This is a genomic window from Pseudomonas poae (genome assembly GCF_001439785.1).
GTDB lineage: Bacteria > Pseudomonadota > Gammaproteobacteria > Pseudomonadales > Pseudomonadaceae > Aquipseudomonas > Aquipseudomonas poae.
Window position 1 is genome coordinate 302,936 of the sequence record NZ_JYLI01000005.1, and the last position, 22,967, is coordinate 325,902.

Sequence of the window (22,967 nt, forward strand, 5' to 3'; positions counted from 1 at the left end):
CGATCGATTTCGAGGGGAGACCCTAATGAATTACAACTGGGACTGGGGCGTGTTCTTCAAGTCCACCGGCGTTGGCAGCGAGACCTATCTCGACTGGTACATCGCGGGCCTGGGCTGGACCATTGCCATCGCCGTCGTGGCATGGATTATCGCCTTGCTGCTGGGGTCCATTCTGGGCGTCATGCGCACCGTGCCAAATCGCCTCGTGGCGGGCATTGCGACCTGCTACGTCGAACTGTTTCGCAACGTGCCGCTGCTGGTTCAGCTGTTCATCTGGTATTTCCTGATACCCGACCTGCTGCCGCAAGGCCTGCAGGACTGGTACAAACAGGACCTCAACCCGACCACCTCGGCCTACCTCAGCGTCGTCGTGTGCCTGGGCCTGTTCACCGCCGCTCGTGTTTGCGAGCAAGTGCGCACCGGTATCCAGGCGCTGCCACGCGGCCAGGAATCCGCAGCACGCGCCATGGGCTTCAAGCTGCCGCAGATCTACTGGAACGTGCTGTTGCCCCAGGCCTACCGCATCATCATTCCGCCGCTCACCTCCGAATTCCTCAACGTCTTCAAGAACTCCTCCGTGGCGTCCCTGATCGGCCTGATGGAACTGCTGGCGCAAACCAAACAGACCGCCGAATTTTCGGCCAACCTGTTTGAAGCCTTCACCTTGGCCACGCTGATCTACTTCACCCTGAACATGAGCCTGATGCTGCTGATGCGCGTGGTCGAGAAGAAAGTCGCCGTGCCCGGCCTGATCTCTGTGGGGGGCAAATAATGGAACTTGATTTCAGCGGTATCATCCCCGCCATCCCGGGCCTGTGGAACGGCATGGTCATGACCTTGCAGTTGATGGTCATGGGCGTCATCGGCGGCATCGCACTGGGCACGGTACTGGCGCTGATGCGCCTGTCGTCGAGCAAACTGCTCTCGCGTGTGGCCGGCGCCTATGTGAACTACTTCCGCTCGATCCCGCTGCTGCTGGTGATCACCTGGTTCTACCTGGCGGTGCCGTTCGTGTTGCGCTGGATCACCGGCGAAGACACACCCATTGGTGCGTTCACCTCCTGCGTCGTGGCCTTCATGATGTTCGAAGCCGCCTACTTCTGCGAAATCGTGCGGGCAGGCGTGCAGTCGATCCCCAAGGGCCAGATGGCCGCCGCACAAGCGATGGGCATGACCTACGGACAGACCATGCGCCTGATCATCCTGCCCCAGGCGTTCCGCAAGATGACCCCGTTGCTGCTGCAACAGTCGATCATCCTGTTCCAGGACACCTCGCTGGTCTACACCGTGGGCCTGGTGGACTTCCTCAACTCCGCCCGCTCCAACGGCGACATCATCGGTCGTTCCAATGAGTTCCTGATCTTCGCCGGTGTCGTCTACTTCATCATCAGCTTTTCCGCCTCGCTGCTGGTCAAGCGTCTGCAAAAAAGGTTTGCCGTATGATCTCTATCAAGAACATCAACAAGTGGTATGGCGACTTCCAGGTGCTGACCGATTGCAGCACCGAGGTTAAAAAAGGCGAAGTGATCGTGGTGTGCGGGCCGTCCGGCTCGGGCAAATCCACCCTGATCAAATGCGTGAACGCGCTGGAACCGTTCCAGAAGGGTGACGTAGTCGTCGACGGCACCTCCATCGCCGACCCGAAGACCAACCTGCCCAAACTGCGCTCGCGGGTGGGCATGGTGTTCCAGCACTTCGAGCTGTTCCCGCACCTCACCATCACCGAAAACCTGACCATCGCGCAGATCAAGGTACTGGGCCGCAGCAAGGAAGAGGCCACCCAAAAGGGCCTGCAACTGCTTGAGCGGGTTGGCCTGTCGGCCCACGCTCACAAGCACCCCGGCCAACTGTCCGGCGGACAGCAGCAACGTGTTGCCATTGCCCGCGCATTGGCCATGGACCCGATCGTCATGCTGTTCGACGAACCGACTTCGGCCCTCGACCCGGAAATGGTCAACGAGGTGCTCGACGTGATGGTGCAACTGGCGCAGGAAGGCATGACCATGATGTGCGTGACCCACGAAATGGGTTTTGCGCGCAAAGTGGCCGACCGCGTGATCTTCATGGACGCCGGCAAGATCATCGAAGACTGCCCGAAAGAGGAATTCTTCGGCGACATCAGCGCCCGCTCCGAACGCGCACAGCACTTCCTCGAGAAAATCCTGCAGCACTGAGTCTTGCATCACTTTGTGGGTGTGGCTATTTGTTGTGAGCACACCTGTTGTGGCGAGCGGGCTTGCCCCGCGTTGGGGCGCGAAGCGCCCCCAATCCAGCAACACGCGGTGTACCTGATACGGCTCAGCGCCTGGTTTTGGGGCTGCTGCGCAGCCCAGCGCAGGACAAGCCTGCTCGCCACAGGGAATCTGCGCTTAACTGGACGGCATTAGGGCTTGCCCGCTCGCCACAACAAGCCCGCTCGCCAGCGGGCAAGCACCGTAAGCACAACTGGTTGACCCAAGGCATCTGTGATGAAATGCGACCCCAACCAATTTCGCGCCCCACCGCCATCACTTGCCGTGAAAACTCGCCTGATACGCCAACTGTTCCTGCCGCCACTGGTCGTCGCCCTGATGATCGGCCTGGGTTTCATCGGCTTCTGGATCAGTGAGTACTACGGCATCCGCACCCTCAGCGACACCGGTGAACGCCAGCTTGAACTGCATGCGCGCACGGTCGAAAGCGAACTGGGCAAATACACCTACCTGCCCAGCCTGCTGGAGCTGGAATCCAGCGTGTCCAAACTGCTGGCCGAGCCGAATCAGGAAACCCGCAAAACCGTCAACGATTACCTCGAAGGCCTGAACCGACGCAGTCGCAGTCGGGCCATCTACGTGATGGACACCACCGGCCGCGTGCTGGCCACCAGTAACTGGCGCGATGCCGACAGTTACCAGGGCGAAGACCTGTCCTTTCGTGCCTACTTCCAGAATGCCGTGCGCGGTCAGCCGGGGCGCTTCTACGGCATCGGCAGCACCAACGGCGAACCCGGCTACTACCTGGCCCATGGCCTGGAAGAGCACGGCAAGATCATCGGCGTGGCCGTGGTCAAGGTGCGCCTCGAAGCCCTGGAAGAACGCTGGCAACGCGCGCGCCTCGAAGCGTTCGTCAGTGACGAGAATGGCATCATCATCCTCTCCAGCGACCCGGCCCGGCGCCTCAAGGCCGTGCGCCCACTGAGCGACGACACCCGCGACCGCCTGGCCCACAGCCTGCAATATTACTGGGCGACGCTGAACGAACTCGAACCCCTGGCCCGCGAACGCCTCAATGAGGTCAGCGAAACACTGACGTTCCCGGCCAACAGCGAAGTGGTCAACGATGCCCACGAGGTGAGCTACCTGGCGCAAACCCGCCCGCTGCTCGATACGCCGTGGCATTTCACCCTGCTCACCCCGCTCAACGATCTGCGCCGCGCTGCAATCAACCAGGGCATCCTGGTGGCCGTCGCCTTTGGGCTGGTGGCGTTCCTGCTGATCGCCTGGAACGAGCGGCGCAAAGTGATCGCCACCCGCCTCGCCGCACGGGAAGCCTTGCAGGAAGCCAACAGCCAGCTGGAACGGCGGATCGCCGAGCGCACCAGCGACCTGCGCGCCAGCAACGAACGGCTCAAGGGCCAGATTCGCGAGCGCCGCCAGGCCGAAGAAACCCTGCGCCGCGCTCAGGATGAACTGGTGCAGGCCGGCAAGCTGGCGGCCATCGGCCAGATGTCCACCAGCATTGCCCACGAACTGAACCAGCCGCTGGCCGCGCTGCGTACCTTGTCCGGCAACACCGTGCGCTTCCTCGAACGCGGCGCGCTGGACACCGCCAGCGCCAACCTCAAGACCATCAACGAACTGATCGACCGCATGGGCCGCATCACCGCCAGCCTGCGCTCGTTTGCACGGCGCGGCGATGACCAGAGCCAGGCCAGCCTCACCAAAGCGGTAGACGCCGCGTTTCAGGTGCTCGGTGCACGCGTGGACAGCCAGCCGCTGAGCGTGCATCGCGATTTCGCCACCGTGCAGCTGCAGATTGACCAGACACGCCTGGAGCAGATACTGGTCAACCTGATCGGCAACGCCCTGGATGCCATGCAAGACCAACCGTCGCCGGAACTGTGGCTGGAAGGCAGCAGCAGCGAAGGCAAATATCGCCTGCGGGTGCGCGACAACGGCCACGGCGTTGACGCCGAGGCGCGCAAACATTTGTTCGAACCGTTCTTCACCACCAAGCCCGGCGAGCAAGGCCTGGGACTTGGCCTGACCCTGTCGGCCAGCCTGGCGGCAGCCACCGGCGGCAACCTTGCCGTGGAACACCCGGCCAGTGGTGGCACGGCCTTCGTCCTGAGCCTGCCGCTGGCGGGCATTCAACCCACTGAGTCGACATGAATATCACGCCCCAAGACCTCACCGTGCTGATCGTCGAAGACGACCCCCATGTACTGCTCGGCTGCCAGCAGGCCCTGGCGCTGGAAGACATTGCCAGCGTCGGCGTGGGCAGCGCCGAAGAGGCGCTCAAGCGCGTCGACGAGCACTTTGCCGGCATCGTCATCAGCGACATTCGCCTGCCGGGTATTGATGGGCTGGAACTGCTGACCCGCCTCAAGGCACTGGATAAAAGCCTGCCGGTCGTGCTGATCACCGGCCATGGCGACATCGCCATGGCGGTCGGCGCCATGCGCAACGGTGCCTACGACTTCATGGAGAAACCCTTTTCTCCCGAACGCCTGGTCGACGTCGCCCGTCGTGCCCTGGAGCAGCGCGCTCTGGCGCGCGAGGTCTGGGCGCTGCGTCGCCAACTGGCCGAGCGCGACTCGCTGGAAGGCCGCATCATCGGGCGTTCGCAGGCGATGCAGAACCTGCGCGACCTGATCGCCAACGTCGCCGACACCTCGGCCAACGTGCTGATCGAAGGCGAGACCGGCACCGGCAAGGAGTTGGTCGCGCGTTGCCTGCATGATTTCAGTCGCCGCCATTCCCACCCGTTCGTCGCGCTCAACTGCGGCGGCCTGCCGGAGAACCTGTTCGAAAGCGAGATTTTCGGCCACGAAGCCAATGCCTTCACCGGCGCGGGCAAGCGCCGCATCGGCAAGATCGAACACGCCCATCAAGGCACGCTGTTCCTCGATGAAGTGGAAAGCATGCCGATCAACCTGCAGATCAAGCTGCTGCGGGTGTTGCAGGAACGCACCTTGGAACGCCTGGGCTCGAACCAGAGCGTGGCGGTGGATTGCCGAGTGATCGCCGCCACCAAATCCGACCTCGATGAACTGAGCCGCGCCGGCCAGTTCCGCAGCGACCTCTACTACCGGCTCAACGTGGTCACCCTGGAACTGCCGCCGCTGCGCGAGCGTCGCGAAGACATCCTGCAACTGTTCGAACACTTTTTGCAGCAATCATCCCTGCGCTTCGATCGCAGCGTGCCGGACCTGGACAACCAGACGTTGTCGAGCCTGATGAGCCACGATTGGCCGGGCAACGTGCGCGAACTGCGCAACGTCGCCGAACGCTTCGCCCTGGGCTTGCCGGCCTTCAAAAAGCCCGGCGCGGGAGGCAGCAACCATGGCCTGGCCTTCACCGAAGCGGTGGAAGCCTTCGAACGCAACCTGCTCAACGACGCCCTGCAACGCAGCGGCGGCAACCTGACCCAGGCCAGCCAGGAACTGGGAATGGCCAAGACCACGCTGTTCGACAAGGTCAAAAAATACGGGTTGAGCCACTGATGGATCTATTGTTGAAGGCCGCCCTCGGCGCGGCGGTGGTGGTGATACTTGCCGCACTGGCCAAGACCCGAAACTATTACATCGCCGGCCTGGTACCGCTGTTCCCGACCTTTGCGCTGATCGCCCACTACATCGTCGGCAAGGGCCGTTCGGTGGAGGATTTGAAGACCACCATCCTGTTCGGGATGTGGTCGATCATTCCGTATTTTGTGTATCTGGCGACACTGTATGTGATGGTCGACCGGATGCGGCTGGAAGCCTCACTGGCCGTCGCCACCGTCGCCTGGCTGATCGCCGCGACGCTGCTGGTGAGCGTATGGGTCAGGGTTCACACCTGACACACTGCCGTCAACCATGTGGGAAATCCCTCTCAGCGCACTATTTTGTCCACCTGAATCCCCAGCTTCTTCAGCCGATACCAGAAGCTTCTCTCGGAAATCCCGATCTTCGCCGCCGCTGCCGCCTGCACGCCATTGCTCTCCTGCAGCGCCGCCAGAATGTAGCCCTTCTCCACCTCCGCCAGCGCCGCATCCAAATCCTGGGGCACGTCCGGACCGTCGCTGCGCAGCACCGTCTCGGTGGGCCTGGAGGCATACAGGTAACCCGGCAGGTCGATATCTTCGATCACCGGCGATGCCGCTACAATCGTCGCCCGCTCGACGCAGTTCTGCAGCTCTCGAATATTGCCCGGCCAGTGATACGCCGCCATCGCCTGCAACGCCTCGGGGCTGAAGCCGGTGATGCGTTTGCCGGCCGTCGCGCTGATGGTGTGGGCGAAGTGACGGGCCAGGGGCACGATATCTTCCGCGCGCTCACGCAGCGCCGGCAGCGGAATCGGAAACACATTGAGGCGGTAATACAGGTCTTCGCGAAACTCCTTTCTGGCCACGGCCTCCAGCAGGTTTTTATTGGTGGCGGCGATCACCCGCACGTCCACCTTGCGCTCGCGCGGATCACCCACCGGCTCGATCACCCGCTCCTGCAAGGCACGCAGGATCTTGGCCTGCAAGGCCAAAGGCATATCCCCCACTTCGTCGAGAAACAGCGTGCCCTTGTCAGCCTGCATGAAGCGCCCGACCCGGTCCGCCACGGCGCCGGTGAAAGCGCCCTTGCGATGGCCGAACATTTCGCTTTCCAGCAAACCTTCGGGAATGGCCGCGCAGTTGACTGCCACGAACGGTTTGTCCGCGCGGCTGCCGTGCTTGTGGATGGCACGGGCGACCATTTCCTTGCCGGTGCCGCTTTCGCCGGTCAGCAAGATGGTCGCGGTGCTGTCGCGCACCGAATCCACCGCGTGCAGCACCTGGCGAAACGCCGGGCTGTCGCCCACCAGGCTGTCGAATTGGGCGTGTTCGTCCAGCTCGGCGCGCAAGCGCGCATTGTCGCGAGTGATGTCACGAAACTGCAGCGCCTTGGCCACGGTGATGTCCAGCTCGTCGATATCGAACGGCTTGGCGATGTAGTCGTAGGCGCCGTTGCGCATCGACTGCACGGCGTTTTTGACGGTGCTGTAGGCAGTCATCACGATGACCGGCACCTGCGTGTAGCGCACGCGGATTTCGGCCAGCAGTGCCGGCCCGTCCATGCCCGGCATGCGCCAGTCACTGATCACCAGGTCAATGTCTTCCTGCTCCAATACCTTGAGCGCGTGCAGGCCGTTGCCTGCGGTAAACACCTGGATACCGCTCTGGCTCAGGGCGGACGACAGCAGGTCGCAGAGCTTGGGCTCGTCGTCGACCACCAATACGTTATGCGTCATGACCTTCCTCATCGTCGCCGTCGTCTTCACCGTCAGCCGGAATGTACAGGCTGAAGGTGGCGCCGGCATCTTTCTCGCTGGAGCACTCGATGCTGCCGTCGTGACTTTCCATGATCGAATAGACTTTGGCCAGGCCCAGGCCCGTGCCCGACGCCTTGGTGGTGACAAAGGGGGTGAAGATACGCTCGATCATATCCGCCGCAATGCCCTGGCCAGTGTCAGTGATGCTGATCACCGTATTGCCGCCCTGGCTGCGGATGCCCAGGGTCAGGCGGCCGCCTTCGGGCATCGCGTCGATGGCGTTGAGGATCAGGTTGAGGCAGGCCTGCTTGAGCTGCTTGGCATCGGCATACAAGGTCGCACCGGGCGCCTGATCGTCGATATGCGCATCGATGTTGTGGGTGGTCAGTTCCGGGCTGCAAAAGCCGAGGATTTCCTCCACCAGCGGGCGTGCCGCCTGCTGCACCCGCAGCGGCGGGTTGGGCTTGGCGAAATCGAGAAATTCAGTGATCAGCTCATTGATACGGCTGACTTCGTTGATCACGTATTCCAGGTGGCGCTTGTCGCTGTCCGGCAGGTCGACGCGACGGTGCAGCAGCTGGGTGGCGGTCTTGATGATGCCCAGCGGGTTGCGGATTTCGTGGGCCAGGCCCATGGCAACCTCGCCCAGGGCGTGCAGCCGGTCGCGCCGACGCAACTGGGCTTCAAGGTGATGCAACTCGCCCAGGCGCTCGGTCATGTGGTTGAAGGTGCTGCTCAACTGCGCCAGTTCATCGCCGCCGCTGGTCCGCACCCGGTGCTGGTAATCCCCTGCGATCACCGCATCGACTCCCTCGGAGAGGTCGCGCAGCGGCCGGGTCAGGCGCCGCGAGACCAGCACACCGGCGGCCAGCGACAGCGCCGAACTGAGCAGGAAAATCAGCAAGAACAAATTGCTCTGGTTGACCAGCCCCACCAGGCTGGTATGGCGCAGCAGGCCGCTGAAGATCACGCCCTGCAGTTCGCCGGCATCATTGAAGATCGGCCAGTACAGGCCGCTGTAATTGCTGGTGAACTGCTCGCTCGGCTGGCGGCTGGCACGCATGGCCGTTTCGATATTGGCCGGGATGCGCAACGGATGATCATCGAAGCGCTGGGTCGAGAATATCTCCGAAAAGCCCTCCGGATTGGCCAGATACAGGCGCAGATCAAGGGAATGCACATCGGCCACGCTGGTCAGGAAACTGCTGTCCAGATAGGTGGCCACCAGCAGTTGGTAATCGACGCCATCGCGGTTGGTTTCGAAGGTCGAGACCACCAGGCCCGTCATCACCCCCGCGACCTTGACGGTTTGCAGGACCGCTTTGCTGGTGAGGTTGATCTGCCTGACCACGTCTTCGGACGCCGTGCTGAACACCACCTTCTGGTCGCTGCTGCGGATCAGCGCGACCACATCGATATCGGTGGCGTCGGCGATGTCGGCGGTCAGCCGGTCGTGCCGCGCCGCCTGGGGGCTCGACGGCGGGCTGGTATAGCGCAGGAACAGTTTGGCCATGCGCGCATTGTCGTGAAGGATATCGCCAATCTCGTCCTTGACGATCTTGGTCGACTCCTGCAGCCAGATGCGCACGTTGCTGTCGAAAATCTGCGACAGCGTGGTCGCAGCCAGTTCGGCGGCGATCATGGTTGGAATAACACTGACCAGCCAGAACGCCAGCACCAGCTTACGCTGGACACTCCAGCGCGAAATGGCAAATGGACGGGCTTTCTGGCGGGTCTTGTTGATCATCAGGTTTCGCTTATCACAGCAGCCATGGCAGGGTCGGAACGGTCCGGTCGCAGAAACGCTTTCACCAGGTTGAGCAGCACGTTGACCACCCGGTTGCGATGGCGAAAGAACAAATATCTGCCCTGGAACTCGCAACCCAGGCGCAGTTTACTGGCATAGCCTTCCTGACCGCACTCATAGAGCGGGATCCGGTGCGCAATACAATAGTCGACATTGGTCAGCCAACTGCGAAAGTACAGGTTGTACTCGCGCCCGAACGCGCTGTCATGCCCGAAAAACTTGTCGATCAGTCGATGTTCGTCCACCAGGATCAGGTTGAACGCCACCAGCTGTTCGCCCACCCAATACAAAACGCACACCGCCCGCCCCTGCATCCGTTCGAGCAACCCGGTGAAGTAGCTGGCCGGCAGGCGCTCGAATTGCAGGTCGGCGCGGCTGAGCGTGGCCTCGTACAGGCGCATGACCTCGGGCAGCACATCATCGATGTTGCGCCGCCACTCAAGGCGCGGCCCCGGCGCCCGCAGTTTGCGGCGCAGGTCCTTGCGGGTCGACTTGCACAGCGAGCCGAGGTAGGCGTCCACCGATCCGTAGGGCACCCTCAACACGCCGCCGGGCAAGCCTGGCATGCTTTTGAAACCCGCGCCGCGGCAACTGGCGGCCCACTGCGAATCCTGTGAGGCGACGTCCTTGACCGCCACCAGGTTGATGCCGAACTCACTGGCATCCTGGCGCGCGGCCTTGATCAACTGCTTGAGCAACAGCGGACGCCGCGCCAGGGGCACGCTGCTGGCAATGCCTGCGTCACAGTGCTCGGCCATCGGCGAACCGATGGCGTACAGCGGCAATTGCAAAACACCCGGCCACAGGCGCTCCAGGCGTTCGGTAAACCGCTTGCCGGCGCCCGATACCGTGGTGTCGAGGCGATAACGGGTGATGAATGCAGCCGCCACCGCCACCAGCGTGCCGTCCTCATAGACCGCCAGGTAGCGCCATGTGAAATCGGCGATGGCGGCGTTTTCCACCACGACGTAATAATCCCAATCCTCCAGCGCCCCCGGAAAACAGTCGTTCCAGGCACTGCGCTGGATGGCCCGGATGGTCGAGAAGGCTTGCGTGGTGATCACGGTTTTCCCTTATTTGTGTGGCGAGCACCGATCCCGTGTGGGAACTGGCTTGTCTGCGCTACAGGCACCTCGGTGGGTCAGGCGGACCGCAGTGAGGCAATCGCAGGCAAGCCAGCTCCCACATTGACCAAGGTGGTGTTTGTCGACATGTGTTGCTCAACGAACCGGGCACTCAACTCGATCACCCGCCGGTATTGCAGGTCGACGGTGATCATGTGGTAGCAGTTGTCCAGCAGGATCTTGGTCACCGGGCCGCCGAGGTGACGCTCCACGTAGTCGGCGTTCCAGCGGCTGGTGATGTCGTCCTCGATGGAATGCAGCACCAGCGCCGGCACCTTGACTTCGCGCATGCGTTTTTTGACCACGGCGTTCATGCGGTGCAACTCGCGCACCGTGATGCCCTCCATGGTCAACAGGCCGGCCTCGCTGCTCTCCCCTTCTTTCATCTGGCGTTCAACGACAGCCCGCAGGCGCTTGTTCTTGATGCCGTAGGGCGGCTTTTCTTCGAAGCGGCAGACATGCACGCCGAACGGAATCTTCATCAGCAACGGCGACAGAAACGCCAGCTTGCTGATGCTCCAGCCGTCGTACTTCAGGGTCGTGGAATACATCAACAACCCGGCCACCTGCCCAGGGTGCTCGGCGGCGACGTACATCGACATCACCGCGCCCATGGACAGGCCGCCGACAAACACCTGTGCATGGCGCTGTTTGATCTGTACGAAGGCCTTGCGCACGCCTTCGTACCAGTCACGCCAGCCGGTGGCCTGCAGGTCGCTGTTGTCACCGCAGTGCCCGGCCAGGGTCGGCACGTACACCGTGCAGTTGCCTGCCTTGACCAGCCCCTTGGCGACCTGGCGCAATTCCGTCGGGGTGCCGGTCAGGCCGTGGATCAACAGGATCCCGACCGGACCTTCACCGAGAACGAAGCCGGCAGTACCTTCGCCGAGGTCGATCTCTGCGCCGTTCACCGCCGGGTTGCCCGCACCAGCAGTTGCTCGAGCAGCTTGAGGCCCAGGTCGATTTCCGGGTAGCTGATTTCCAGTGACGGTGCCAGGGTGATCACGTTCTTGTAGTAGCCGCCCACGTCGAGAATCAACCCGAGTTTGCGCCCGTCCACCACCATGTCGCCCTTCATGCCTTCCTCGACCATGTAGTCCAGGGTTGCCTTGTCCGGGGTGAAGCCGTCCGGGCCGCAGATTTCGCAGCGCAGCGCCAGGCCCAGGCCGTCCACGTCGCCGATGATCGGGAAGCGCTTCTGCAAATCCTGCAGGCCTTCGAGGAAGTACTTGCCCTTGTTCATGACCATGGCGCCGTAGTCGACTTCATTGGTCATCTTGAACATTTCCAGGCCCACCGCCGTGCCCAGCGGGTTGGAAGCGAAGGTGGAGTGAGTGGAGCCCGGCGGAAAGATCTTCGGGTTGATCAACTCTTCGCGGGCCCAGATGCCGCCCAGCGGGTTGAGGCCGTTGGTCAGCGCCTTGCCGAACACGATCACGTCCGGCTGCACGTCAAAGTGCTCGATGGACCACAGTTTGCCGGTGCGGTAGAAGCCCATCTGGATTTCGTCGGACACCATCAGGATGCCGTGCTGATCCAGCACATGCTTGAGCTCGCGGTAGAAGTTCATCGGCGGGATCACGTAGCCGCCGGTGCCCTGGATCGGCTCGACGTAGAACGCTGCGTATTCGCACTGGTTGGTTTTCGGGTCCCAGACGCCGTTGTATTCGGTCTCGAACAAACGGGCGAATTGCTGCACGCAGTGGCTGCCGTACTCTTCCTTGGTCATGCCTTTGGGGCCACGGAAGTGGTACGGGAACGGGATGAAGTTGGCGCGCTCGCCAAAATGGCCGTAGCGGCGACGGTAGCGGAAGCTGGAGGTGATCGACGAGGCGCCGAGGGTACGCCCGTGGTAACCGCCTTCGAAGGCGAACATCAGGCTCTTGCCGTTGGAGGCGTTACGCACCACTTTCAACGAGTCTTCGATGGACTGCGAACCGCCGACGTTGAAGTGCACGCGACCGTCGAGGCCGAACTTCTTCTTGGCATCGACCGCGATCATTTCCGACAGCTCGATCTTGCCCTTGTGCAGGTACTGGCTGGCGATTTGCGGCAGGGTGTCGATCTGTTGCTTGAGCGCGTTGTTCAGGCGCGGGTTGGCGTAGCCGAAGTTCACCGCCGAGTACCACATCTGCAGGTCGAGGTAGGCCTGGTCTTCGGTGTCCCACACGTAGGAGCCTTCGCAACGGCTGAAAATGCGCGGCGGCTCGATGTAATGAACAGTGTCGCCGTAGGAGCAGTACTTGGCTTCTTTATCCAGAAGGATCTGGTCTTCGGCGGTGGCGATACGGATATCAGACATGGTGGAAGAGTTCCTGGTTGTCGGCAGCAGTAAAGGAGGTGGCGTTGGCCGCAATGCCCTGGGGCAATTGCGCGAGCAATGCAGTCACTTGGGCAAAGGTGTCGAAGCGCGCATGAGGAATCTGGTGGGCGACGCAGTAGTCGGCGAGGCTGCCCTTGGCAAACACGAAGTCGGCGGTGGCGGCCACGCACATGTCCGACTTGCCGTCACCGATCACCAGCACGCGCTTGTTGCCCGGCGTGGACTTGCATTTGCAGTTGCCTGCGGCGGCGCGGCAGGCATCGCTTGAGTAGGGAAAGTCGATGCGCCAGCTGTTCTGGTCGACCTGGCGCAGGCGGTTGGCAAGGATCGGCAGCAGGGTCACGTAATTGCGCGAGAGGATGCGCGCGATGCCTTGCTCGATGCCGTCGCTGACCACTTCGATGGTCGCGCCCAGGCCCATGACGTGATCGACGAAATCCGGGAAGTCCGGGTCGATCTCGACGCTGTCGAAGTACGCCAGCAGTTCGGCAGGCGTGGCCTTGATCAGCGCCAGTTGGCGGCTCAGGCATTCGCGTGAACCGATGTGCCCGTCCAGCCATTGCTGTTCGATGGTTTCCCACTCGGGCCCGGCGAAGCGTTGGAGGACGTTGTCGATGACATCGGTGGGGGTGATGGTCCCGTCGAAGTCACACACGATATGCCAGTGGATCATCTGCGTCGTACCTTGTGAGAGCGCGCTCTGTGCGCTTGCACCAGGGGTAGAGCAGGGAGTGTGCCAAGTGGACAAAGCCCAGCAGGGCCGGGCTTTTGGCACACATTACCGAGGAATTGGCAGCGTGAAAGCTACAATTTTTGTAGCTTGCTACAAACAAGATGAGTGCTTGCGCCGGGGCGGCCCTTCGCGCGTGAATGCGCGCATGTTCCGATCAAGGAGTGCGCACCATGCGCCAGTTTTCGACGGCGGTACTTGCAGGATTATCGTGGGTGTTTTCCAGCGCGGTGCTGGCCGCCGGCATCAGCGGTGAAGTCGGCGCGGGTCTCGCCTATCAGCCCCACGACCCCAGCGGCAACCACTACGAAGCGCGTCCCATCCCCTACTTCGACCTGGACTGGGGCACGCTCAGCCTGGACACCGATGACGGCCTGACCTGGCGCGCACTCGACAGCCGGGGCATCAGCGCCGGCCCCTATGTCAATTACCTGCAGGGCCGGGAAAGCAACGGCCCGTTGCGCGGCCTGCGTGATGTGCCGGACATGGCCGAGGTCGGCGGGTTCGTCCAGTACGCCCCGGCCGATTTCTGGCGCGTGTATGCGCAGGTGGGCCAGGCCGTCGGCGGCGGGCGCGAGCAAGGTGGCGTGCTGGGCAAGCTTGGCGGCGAGCTGGGCTACCCACTGGGCGGCGTCATCGGCAGCACCGGCCTGATGGCGCACTTTGCCGACGCGCGCCAGACCCAGACCTTTTTTGGCGTGGATACCCGGGAGTCGGCCGCTTCTGGGATCCGCGCCTATAACGCCAGCGCGGGGTTCCAGAACCTCACGCTGACCCAAAGCTTCGAATTCCCCCTGGCCGCACACTGGTCGCTGCTGACCAGCGCCAGTTGGGTGCACCTCGTCGGTTCGGCGGCCAACAGCAGCCTCGTCAAGCAAGCCGGGCATGTGAACCAGGGCCAGTTGCAGACGGCGATCAGCTACAAATTCGACTGACCCGCCCAAAGGCTCAGCCTTTGGCTTCCTGGATGATCTGGCGAATCGCGCCGACGAAGGCTTCGGCCGGCTGGCCGCCGCTGACGGCGTACTGGTCGTTAAACACGATGGTCGGCACCGAGGTCACGCCACGGGAGATCCACAGCTGCTCCTGCTCACGCACTTGGGCGGCATATTCATCGCTGGCGAGAATCTCGGCGGCGCGCTGCACGTCCAGGCCGACGCTTTCGGCGATGATCGCCAGGGTGGCGTGGTCGGACGGGTCCTGGCCATCGCTGAAGTAGGCCTTGAACAGTGCTTCCTTGAGGTTGTACTGCAAACCTTCAAGACCGGCCCAATGCAGCAGGCGGTGAGCGTCGAAGGTGTTGTAGATACGGCTCTGCCCATCGGTGCGGAAGGCAAAGCCCAGCGCGGCGCCCATGTCGCGAATACGCGCGCGATTGGCCTGGGACTCTTCGGCGCTGGAGCCGTATTTTTCAGTGATGTGCTCGACGATGTTCTGCCCGATGGCCGGCATGTTCGGGTTGAGTTCGAACGGCTGGAAATGGATCTCGGCCTGCACCTCGGCGCCGAGCTGGTCCAGTGCTTCGGTCAGGCCGCGCAGGCCGATGATGCACCAGGGGCAGGACACGTCACTGACGAAATCGATTTTCAGGGGAGTACTCATGGCAGGCAACCTCGCAGGCAAATGTGTCGCAAAGGTTGCACGATACACCAATGTCACAGCACCTTCGAAGGCGCCACCGCATCGATCTGCGCCCAGTGCGCCGTATCTTCGCGATGGGCTTGCAGGTACGGCAGCACCGCCGCCAGCAGGGGCGCCTTGAACGCTTCCTGGAAACGATGGGCCAGGCCCGGAATCAGCTTCAACTGGCTGCCCTGAATATGCGCGGCCAGGTGGATGCCATGCATCACCGGCAACAGCGGGTCGGCGGTGCCGTGCACCACCAGCGTCGGCACGCGCAGCTGGTTGAGCAACGGCACGCGGCTCGGTTCGGCGAGGATGGCCATGATCTGGCGCTTCACGCCTTCGGGGTTGAAGGCACGGTCGTAGGACAGCGCCGCCTGATGCAACAACATCTGGCGATCATCCTTCACGTTCGGGCTGCCCAGGGCCGCGAGCAGATCTGCCTGCTGCTCCAGCGCCACTTCGCGGTTGGGCGCGCTGCGCCGCGCCAGCAATTGCACCAGCGCCGCGTTCGGAGCCGGCAGGCCTTCGGCGCCGGAGCTGGTCATGATCAGCGTCAGGCTTTCCACCCGTTGCGGCGCCATGGCGGCCAGGTGCTGGGCGATCATGCCGCCCATGCTCGCGCCGAGTACGTGAAATTGCTGGACGTGCAAGGCGTCCATCAAGCCCAGCGCGTCATCGGCCATGTCCGTCAGCGTATAGGGCGCCGACACCGGCAGCCCGAGCTTGTAGCGCAGCACCTCGAACGTCAGGTTGGCGCTGGCCGGCGCCTGGCGCCAGGTGGACAAGCCGACGTCACGGTTGTCATAGCGGATCACCCGAAAGCCTTGCTCGCACAGGGCGACCACCACTTCGTCAGGCCAGTGGATCAATTGCCCGCCCAGGCCCATCACCAACAGCAAGGCAGGGTCGGACGCACGGCCGATGCTCTGGTAGGCGATGCTCACCTGCGCCAGGTCGACGGTTTGGGTCGGGACATTGACATCGCATCGAGACGCCGCAAAACACGGCAGGCCGACTAAAAGAGCGGCCAGTAAAAGCAACACACGCATGGAAAACACCGAAACGCAGAACCCCAGTAGAGCGCGAGTCTGATGAAGTTTGTTCAAGCGCGCTGCCACACTTGCATGACAGTTTGATGAAGAGCGCCCAACGGTCATTTACGCCGGATGCTAGACAGGGATACCGCCTGGCGCATCGCGCACTCCCCTGTAATGACGACCTTGGCGCAGGCGCACCCCGCTCCTGCCGACGAGGCCATTGATCATGCCCCACGAACATCCCCCAACCACCCCGGCAATACGCCTGGACGATTTCAACTTCACCACCCGACTGGGACGCCTGTGGGTTGACGAAAGCCTGCTGCTTTCAGCCCTGCAACGATGGACAGACTGCCGTCAGGCGATGCTCGATCTCATGCGCGACATCCCCTCCCCCCAGAGTCTTGTGGCGCAACTGATCCTTGAAAAACTGGACCTCGACGGCAACACGGTCGGCCTGCGCAGCACGGATAAACCCTTCATCAACGTGAACAAAGCGCTTGCCCTGATGCAACAGCGCCCCGAAGTGCCGGACTCGATTGACCAGGACTTCATTGTGGTGGGCCTGCGCAGCCAGCATCCCTTGTTCGAGCTGACGGCGGGCGAAATGCTTGAGCGCCTGGACTCGCTGGACCTGAAGGGCTTTATCAGCCAGGCCTGGAAACGCTACTGGGATGACCGCGCGCCGCACACGCCCGTGTCGCGCCGCACGCGCGCCAACCAGTTGTATAAAGGCCACTTCGAAGCCGCCGCCCAAGTGGCATTCGCCCTCGCCCAACTGAGCACCGAGCAACTCAAACCAGCGCTGGCGAAACTGGCCTTGCCGGAGAATTCCGACAGGGCCGTTTATGCAGAACGAATGAGTTTCAAGTGGACAGACGAGCACACCGTCCCCTGGCACGCCGCACTGGTGCTGACCATCGACACCGTCCCCCTCACCGCTCAGTTGCTTTACACGCCCTTCCGGCAACCCGTGTTCCAGATATTCAAGGAACGTAACGCGCTGGAAAGCTGGCTGCTGGGCGAACAGGGCCAACTGATTGCATCGAACCGCCAAAGCCTGGCGTCGGAAATCGACTATGAACTGATCGACAACCCCTTTACCGATGCAATGGACGCCTGGCTCGCCGATGCCGAGTCCCGCCTGGTGGCTGCGCTGAAACAAACCAGCGGCGCGGACTTCGCCACACGAGGCGTGTATGCGTTGCAGGCTGCTGATTTGCTTTACCAACAGCTGAGCGGCAATGGACTATTTCCGGCGCCGCCTGACGCGCCGCTCCCGACCAACGACCCCGACATCGCGCCCACACCCTTCGGTTTACTCAGCGCCGACCTGCCGCTGGCGACCCGCCTGGCCACGCTCAAGCAGCAGCGTGAGGCCCTGGAGGCGCTGATGGAGCCTGGACAGGCCGACCCACTGCACACACTCAAACCCCACCTCGATGACTTGACCGCCGCCCAACAATCGGCCGACAGCGCACTGACCACACTGTTGGAAAACAAGACAGGCTTGCAGTTGCAGGCCCTGCAAAAAACCGCCTCACGCGCCAAAAGCGACCTCTACGCCGCCCGCGTCAAAGGCTTGCGCGCAGAAGCCGAAATCCAACGGTTGCTCAAGCAGATCAGCAACGACGAATACCTGCGGTTGCAGGCGGTCCTGAACCATCCCAATCGCCAGGATCGCGCGTTGCCAGTGGCCGCTTGCCGCTTGCTCGTGAGCAGGCGCAGCACCAACGGTGAACATGGCCAGACCGTGGTGCAAAGCCAGGAGCTGCAAGGCCCGCTGGCGATCATCAATGCGGCTGACCTGCAAGACCCGCCAAGCGATGACGGCGTGCTGCTGTGGTGGCCAGGCCGCTCGGGCGGGCTGCAACGCTTCGCCTCGCGAGAGGCACTGCACACCGGGCTGCTCAACATCCAGGTGGATGATGCCGAGCTGAGCCTGCAACTGGCCGAGGTGCCGCAGGAAGCGCTCGATTACGGTCTGCAGTCGCAGATACAACAGTGCTCACAAAAGGCCGCGTTGTTGATGGAAAGCCACGCTGACCCGGTCGTGCTGAACGAACGCGCGGCCGAGCTGCGCGCACTGCCGGAAAAATGCCGGCTCGAATGGCAGGTGCACCGCCATGCCGCACGGGACCTCGCCTGCGCGCAACTGGCTGAGCAACAGCGCAGCGTCACGCGCGCCGAACAGCAGCCGCAATGGGTCAGTGAACTGTCCGACGCGCAGACCGCCGAACTCAAGCCGATGATCACAGCCAGCGTGGACGCATTGCGTCGATCGCAGGTACTGGTACAACGCGACCTCCCGTCTGCCCGCCGCTTCAGCCAGGGTCAGATCGAGCAGCGTCTGCGCCAGGACTTCTCGCTGCGCAAGCCCTTCACCCTCACGCTTGACCTCCCGGTAACGGTCGAAAAGCAAACGCTGCTGGGTTCAGGCGCTGCCGGCTCGTTTTCACCGCGCACCGTGAACAAGGCCAGCGCCGCACGCAGCATGCTCACGTTGCACGAACTGGCCCTGTTCACCGTTGAAGACACCCTCAAGGACCGTCTGGAGTTCATGAAAGTCCAGGTGATCGGCGACGACGAAGCCGAGCGCCAGCGACTGCTCACCGGCATTACCGCGCCCTACGTCAAAAGGATCATCAGGGAACTGGACGTCGCGCAAAAATATGAAGACCTGATCACCCTCACGTTCCTGGGCAAGCCTGCGGCGACCACCTTCAGCGACGCCTACCAGCAGGAAACCCTGCTGGAAAACTGGCGCTTGCTGCTGCAACTGCAACGCAGCATTGCCAAGGTACGCGGGCACCTCAAGGACGACGCGCTGCAGATACTCGACATCGCCATCGACGCCAGCACTGAACAGGCCTGGCGCCAGGGCAACCGCCGAATCGTCCTCAAGCCGGCACACCTGACGGCCGGAGGCAGCGACACGCAAGAGTTCAGTTCAACGCTGCTGGGCATAACCTTTATTCAGGAATTGAACAGCGGGGTGACTCTGCTGTACTTGCCCGACCGCCTCGACGGTCAGTTTTTCTACCGTTTCGACACCCTGGAAGCGGCTCGAAAAGCCCTGTTCAATTGGTGCTTTCGCGAAGAGATGCACCAGTACCTGGCCGGCCGCGCACTGGGTGGTACAACCGAGCGACACGCCTACCGCATCAAGCAGGCCTTGCTCAAGCACTACGACGCCATTATCGGTGTGGGCGTCCCCTGGCCAGCCTCGACCTCTCTCGCGAAAAACCTGCTCAATGCCCATATGGGCCAGGTGCTGGACGCTCATCGCAACACGTCACGCTCCAACAGCGCACAGCGCCTGCGCGAATCGGCGAGCAAAGGTGCGCAGGCCATGTACTTCATCAAACTGGCGATGGGATTCGTGCCGTTTATCGGCACGGCTGTCGGCCTGTATGACGCGTGGGTGCAAGCGAACATGGCCGTTGCCGCGTTCCTGCGCGGCGATGTGCAGAGCGGAGTCGACGCCCTGGCGTCCAGTCTGCACGCGCTGATCAACGCCGGCGTCGACCTGGCCACCGGGATTGGCATCTCTGCCAACGCGACCCGCCCCAGGGTTCGCCTGCAGCAGCTGGAGCGGCTCGGCCGCAGCGCGGCTGCTCTGTCGCCGCCGTCGTTGCGCAAGTCGTCAGCCATCGTCGAACGCTTTGCCGGGTACGAGTACGAACAACCGATTTCCCTGCACGGCCTGCAACCTCACAGCGAAGGGATCTACCGCAACGTCTACCGACACGCACAAGGGGACTTCATGCTCAGCCAGGGCCGTGTGTTCGAGGTCGAGCTGGACCACAACCTGCACACGTTGCGCTTGAAAGGGACGCGCACCAAAACCTACAAACAGCCCATCGTGCTTGACGAGGCCGGCGACTGGACTACCCACGGCGCGGTATACGGCACCCTCGTCAACGGTGGACTCGCCGGCGGCGGCGGTGTGCTCGGGCATCTGGCAGACCGCCTCGATCCCGTCTGGCCTCTGGCGATCCGTGAACGCTTGCCCCGCTGGTGGACCGATCACGCATGGCGCCAGCAACTGCGCCTGCACGATGAAGCCATGGCCCTCGGTCAGCGCGTCAGTCACCAGCTCACGCGAACAAAACGCCTGGAACTGCTCTACCTGAACGCCCAGGCTCCGGCCAAATCAGCTGCGCTGACGGACTTGCGCCAGGCCCTGCGAGAATCCATCGAGCTTGCCCTGCAGCACGACCGCACACTGGCGCAACTGCCTCGCCCGGTCAGCCGTGAGGCCATCACCTTTCGTCAAGGCGTGCGCCGCGCGAATGCTGCCAGCATCGTCAGAAACAACATCGAGCTTGCCAACTATGCGAGACGGCAGATGCAGCCTCAGATCGAACAGTTCGCCGCGCTGAGCATTGAACGAATCCAGGCAAGCGACCTGATCAATCACGCCGTGCGACGTAAAGCCCTGAGCCTCAAGATTCGCGAAACGCTCGATGAAGTGGAACAGTGCGCACAGACGGCCAACACCTGGCATCAAAAAATCCTCCACGAACGGGACTTCACGTTCACCGAGACCGATCCCGGCGTCCTGAGTGCCTACAAGGCCCTGGACACCGACCTCACTGAGCTCAATACCCAGTTCGGCACCGATTATCGTCGTCACCTCACACTCAGTTTCAGTCTGGAGAGCTTCAATCGCTACGACGGCATCAGTGAGGTGTCGTGGTTCTATCTGTTCCAGCAGACCCTCAAGAGCCATGTCAATATTTCCCGCGCGCTCACCCTTCACTTCCTGCTGAACCGTTCTCCCGCCACTCGCGCTCAACGCCTGGCCATACTGGAGGCCTGCATTCAGGACTACCAGAGCTTCAGTCGCGATCTGACAACCTGGAACCTGGGTTACCCGCAGCATTTCGATCAGCCTCGTCTGGCCACACTGCTCGATGACGTGGAAAAAATGCTCGAGCTGGCGCGCAACGATATGGGTATCAAACCCAGCGCTGCCCGAGACCCCAAACTCAAAGTCTTTACCACCGAAGAAAACCGATTGCTGGTGGGCACCGAAACGATCAACCCGCAGACCAGTGCCCGCCAATATATCGTCGAGGCACCCGCAGGCCCGGTTGAAACCTGGCAACTCGATGCACACTCCAATCGCGCCCGCCTTGCCGCCCCCGAGCAACCGACGCCGCCCCCCGAAGTCAGCCTTGCGCGCTCGACGCTGGTCAGTGAAGCCCAGACCCGGCTCGGTGCCGTGGACAACTACCAGAGCAAGGTGCAGAGCTATGCGCAGCAGAACATGAGCCCCGTGAACCTGGAACACATGCTGGTCAGCGAAGCCGCCGAGTTGAACGTGCGCGCCAATCGCATCGAGCGTGTGGCCCCTGATGAAGCCATCATCGGCCAACTGCGCAGCAAGGCCGATGAGTTGACCGTGGCCGGCCGACAACTGCGCGTCCAACAGTCGATGAGCAGCAAACAGCCGACCGGTGGTTTCCTCGACTACCTGCTTTCGCCCCACAAGGATGATCGACCAGCGATCCGCCTGAGCAAACTGGGAGAGCGTGCCGTCAACGGGAAGCGCCAGGACGGTCGCAGCGATTTTTTCCAGGAGTACGCCGTACACGACCTGACCCAGCCCGGTGAACCGGTGCTGTGGTATGTCCATGCGCATTACGACTCAGCCAAAGCGCCGTTCGACAGCGTGGTCAAAGCGCATTTGAAACTGCCGGAACAACGACGCCTGGGGCTGGAATGGCAAAAACAACAGCCCGGCCACACGCCGATCTGGCGCGGCGACATCAGCCGCGCACTGTTTCTCGAACATTTCAAAAACCTGTAAGCATGGCGCGGTCGACACCCATGAGAACATGAGACAAACTCACGCGATCTGATTGTGTCTCAAATTGTTTTCATGGAGAGTCCGTGCTCGAAATCCGTCATCTCAAGACCCTGCACGCCCTGCGTGAAGCCGACAGCCTGGTGGAAGCCGCCGAACGCCTGCACCTGACGCAATCGGCGCTGTCGCACCAGTTCAAGGAGTTGGAAGAGCGCCTGGGCATGCAGCTTTTTGTGCGCAAGACCAAGCCGCTGCGCTTCACCAGCGCCGGCCTGCGCCTGCTGCAATTGGCCGACGCCACACTGCCGCTGTTGCGTGGCGCCGAACGCGATATTGCACGGTTGGCCGGTGGCACCGCCGGGCGCTTGCACATGGCCATCGAGTGCCACAGCTGTTTTCAGTGGCTGATGCCGACCATCGACCAATTCCGCGATGCATGGCCGGAAGTCGAGCTGGACCTGGCCTCGGGCTTTGCCTTCGCACCGCTGCCGGCGCTGGCCCGCGGTGACCTGGACCTGGTGGTGACCTCCGACCCGCTGGAGCTGCCGGGCATCACCTATGTGCCGCTGTTCACCTACGAAGCCATGCTGGCAGTGGCCAACCAGCACGCATTGGCTGGCAAGTCGTACATCGTGCCCGACGACCTGCTCAGCGAAACCCTGATCACCTACCCGGTGGAGCGCGACCGGCTGGACATCTTCACGCGCTTTCTGGAACCCGCCGATGTAGAGCCTGCGCAAGTGCGCACCTCGGAGCTGACGGTGATGATGATGCAACTGGTCGCCAGCGGCCGTGGCGTATGCGGCATGCCCCATTGGGCACTGCATGAGTACAGCTCGCGCGGCTACGTGAAGGCCAAGCGCCTGGGCGAGAAAGGCCTGTTTGCCACGCTGTATGCGGGGGTGCGCACCGACATGCTGGACGCGCCGTATATGCGCGATTTTCTGCTGACGGCCAAGGACACGTCGTTTTCAACATTGGATGGCGTGAGCGCCGTGCGCTGAACCATCACATCGGCCAC

At 62.4% G+C, this 22,967-nt stretch carries 17 protein-coding genes; 9 read left to right on the plus strand and 8 right to left on the minus strand.

What is annotated here, in order from left to right; genetic code table 11:
• Window positions 1–25: 25 nt before the first annotated feature.
• The 6 genes from TU75_RS08680 to TU75_RS08705 all read left to right on the plus strand — a co-directional run bounded on the left by TU75_RS08680 (window position 26) and on the right by TU75_RS08705 (window position 6,042).
• Entirely contained in the window at window positions 26–772 is a 747-nt protein-coding gene (locus tag TU75_RS08680) for an amino acid ABC transporter permease (protein WP_003231445.1), read from the plus strand.
• On the plus strand, window positions 772–1,443 hold the full coding sequence (locus TU75_RS08685) for an amino acid ABC transporter permease (RefSeq protein ID WP_003231447.1): 672 nt from the start codon (window positions 772–774) through the stop codon (window positions 1,441–1,443). The genes TU75_RS08680 and TU75_RS08685 overlap by 1 nt, the downstream gene beginning before the upstream one ends.
• Window positions 1,440–2,174, plus strand: a complete 735-nt coding sequence (locus TU75_RS08690; RefSeq protein WP_003231449.1) for an amino acid ABC transporter ATP-binding protein — start codon at window positions 1,440–1,442, stop codon at window positions 2,172–2,174. The genes TU75_RS08685 and TU75_RS08690 overlap by 4 nt, the downstream gene beginning before the upstream one ends.
• Before the next feature lie 294 nt (window positions 2,175–2,468).
• Window positions 2,469–4,370, plus strand: coding sequence for a two-component sensor histidine kinase AauS (gene aauS / locus TU75_RS08695; RefSeq protein ID WP_060548693.1), 1,902 nt, complete (start codon window positions 2,469–2,471; stop codon window positions 4,368–4,370).
• Complete coding sequence (aauR, locus tag TU75_RS08700; RefSeq protein ID WP_003231453.1) at window positions 4,367–5,704, plus strand: two-component response regulator AauR; 1,338 nt, start codon at window positions 4,367–4,369, stop codon at window positions 5,702–5,704. Before aauS ends, aauR begins: the two co-directional genes overlap by 4 nt.
• Before the next feature lie 8 nt (window positions 5,705–5,712).
• Entirely contained in the window at window positions 5,713–6,042 is a 330-nt protein-coding gene (locus tag TU75_RS08705; RefSeq protein WP_169896392.1) for a GlpM family protein, read from the plus strand.
• A gap of 32 nt (window positions 6,043–6,074) precedes the next feature.
• On the opposite strand, the gene TU75_RS08710 is transcribed toward TU75_RS08705, so the two are convergent.
• The 6 genes from TU75_RS08710 to TU75_RS08735 all read right to left on the minus strand — a co-directional run bounded on the left by TU75_RS08710 (window position 6,075) and on the right by TU75_RS08735 (window position 13,411).
• Window positions 6,075–7,463, minus strand: a complete 1,389-nt coding sequence (locus TU75_RS08710) for a sigma-54-dependent transcriptional regulator (RefSeq protein WP_060548694.1) — start codon at window positions 7,461–7,463, stop codon at window positions 6,075–6,077.
• Entirely contained in the window at window positions 7,453–9,231 is a 1,779-nt protein-coding gene (locus TU75_RS08715; RefSeq protein WP_060548695.1) for a sensor histidine kinase, read from the minus strand. The genes TU75_RS08710 and TU75_RS08715 overlap by 11 nt, the downstream gene beginning before the upstream one ends.
• Window positions 9,231–10,355 (minus strand): GNAT family N-acetyltransferase, encoded by a 1,125-nt coding sequence (locus TU75_RS08720; protein ID WP_060548696.1) that lies wholly within the window; start codon window positions 10,353–10,355, stop codon window positions 9,231–9,233. The genes TU75_RS08715 and TU75_RS08720 overlap by 1 nt, the downstream gene beginning before the upstream one ends.
• Before the next feature lie 77 nt (window positions 10,356–10,432).
• On the minus strand, window positions 10,433–11,326 hold the full coding sequence (locus TU75_RS08725; RefSeq protein ID WP_060548697.1) for an alpha/beta hydrolase: 894 nt from the start codon (window positions 11,324–11,326) through the stop codon (window positions 10,433–10,435).
• On the minus strand, window positions 11,323–12,717 hold the full coding sequence (locus TU75_RS08730) for an aspartate aminotransferase family protein (RefSeq protein ID WP_003231463.1): 1,395 nt from the start codon (window positions 12,715–12,717) through the stop codon (window positions 11,323–11,325). The genes TU75_RS08725 and TU75_RS08730 overlap by 4 nt, the downstream gene beginning before the upstream one ends.
• Window positions 12,710–13,411: an HAD-IB family phosphatase gene (locus TU75_RS08735; protein ID WP_003231464.1), complete on the minus strand. Its 702-nt coding sequence runs from the start codon at window positions 13,409–13,411 to the stop codon at window positions 12,710–12,712. The genes TU75_RS08730 and TU75_RS08735 overlap by 8 nt, the downstream gene beginning before the upstream one ends.
• 230 nt (window positions 13,412–13,641) lie before the next feature.
• Between TU75_RS08735 and TU75_RS08740 the strand changes: the two genes are divergently transcribed.
• Window positions 13,642–14,403 carry a MipA/OmpV family protein gene (locus TU75_RS08740; RefSeq protein ID WP_015371342.1) on the plus strand — a complete coding sequence of 254 codons (762 nt, stop codon included), beginning with the start codon at window positions 13,642–13,644 and terminating at the stop codon, window positions 14,401–14,403.
• Between the two features lie 13 nt (window positions 14,404–14,416).
• On the opposite strand, the gene TU75_RS08745 is transcribed toward TU75_RS08740, so the two are convergent.
• The gene (locus tag TU75_RS08745) at window positions 14,417–15,070 is read right to left on the minus strand and encodes a DsbA family oxidoreductase (RefSeq protein ID WP_003231467.1); all 654 of its coding nucleotides are present in this window, start codon (window positions 15,068–15,070) and stop codon (window positions 14,417–14,419) included.
• 53 nt (window positions 15,071–15,123) lie between these two features.
• On the minus strand, window positions 15,124–16,143 hold the full coding sequence (locus tag TU75_RS08750; protein ID WP_003231469.1) for an alpha/beta fold hydrolase: 1,020 nt from the start codon (window positions 16,141–16,143) through the stop codon (window positions 15,124–15,126).
• Window positions 16,144–16,357: 214 nt separating this feature from the next.
• Between TU75_RS08750 and TU75_RS08755 the strand changes: the two genes are divergently transcribed.
• A complete protein-coding gene (locus TU75_RS08755) occupies window positions 16,358–21,949 on the plus strand; it encodes a dermonecrotic toxin domain-containing protein (RefSeq protein WP_060548698.1) in 5,592 nt (1,863 codons plus the stop codon).
• Window positions 21,950–22,032: 83 nt separating this feature from the next.
• Window positions 22,033–22,950 carry a transcriptional regulator MetR gene (gene metR / locus TU75_RS08760; protein ID WP_003231476.1) on the plus strand — a complete coding sequence of 306 codons (918 nt, stop codon included), beginning with the start codon at window positions 22,033–22,035 and terminating at the stop codon, window positions 22,948–22,950.
• The last annotated feature ends 17 nt before the right edge of the window (window positions 22,951–22,967 follow it).

Coding starts and splice junctions, on each gene's coding strand:
- TU75_RS08715 (WP_060548695.1), bottom strand. CDS start 9,231: ATGATCAACAAGACCCGCCAGAAAGCCCGTCCATTTGCCATTTCGCGC.
- TU75_RS08740 (WP_015371342.1), top strand. CDS start 13,642: ATGCGCCAGTTTTCGACGGCGGTACTTGCAGGATTATCGTGGGTGTTT.
- TU75_RS08735 (WP_003231464.1), bottom strand. CDS start 13,411: ATGATCCACTGGCATATCGTGTGTGACTTCGACGGGACCATCACCCCC.
- aauR (WP_003231453.1), top strand. CDS start 4,367: ATGAATATCACGCCCCAAGACCTCACCGTGCTGATCGTCGAAGACGAC.
- aauS (WP_060548693.1), top strand. CDS start 2,469: ATGAAATGCGACCCCAACCAATTTCGCGCCCCACCGCCATCACTTGCC.
- TU75_RS08690 (WP_003231449.1), top strand. CDS start 1,440: ATGATCTCTATCAAGAACATCAACAAGTGGTATGGCGACTTCCAGGTG.
- TU75_RS08750 (WP_003231469.1), bottom strand. CDS start 16,143: ATGCGTGTGTTGCTTTTACTGGCCGCTCTTTTAGTCGGCCTGCCGTGT.
- TU75_RS08730 (WP_003231463.1), bottom strand. CDS start 12,717: ATGTCTGATATCCGTATCGCCACCGCCGAAGACCAGATCCTTCTGGAT.
- TU75_RS08755 (WP_060548698.1), top strand. CDS start 16,358: ATGCCCCACGAACATCCCCCAACCACCCCGGCAATACGCCTGGACGAT.
- TU75_RS08745 (WP_003231467.1), bottom strand. CDS start 15,070: ATGAGTACTCCCCTGAAAATCGATTTCGTCAGTGACGTGTCCTGCCCC.
- TU75_RS08685 (WP_003231447.1), top strand. CDS start 772: ATGGAACTTGATTTCAGCGGTATCATCCCCGCCATCCCGGGCCTGTGG.
- TU75_RS08710 (WP_060548694.1), bottom strand. CDS start 7,463: ATGACGCATAACGTATTGGTGGTCGACGACGAGCCCAAGCTCTGCGAC.
- TU75_RS08680 (WP_003231445.1), top strand. CDS start 26: ATGAATTACAACTGGGACTGGGGCGTGTTCTTCAAGTCCACCGGCGTT.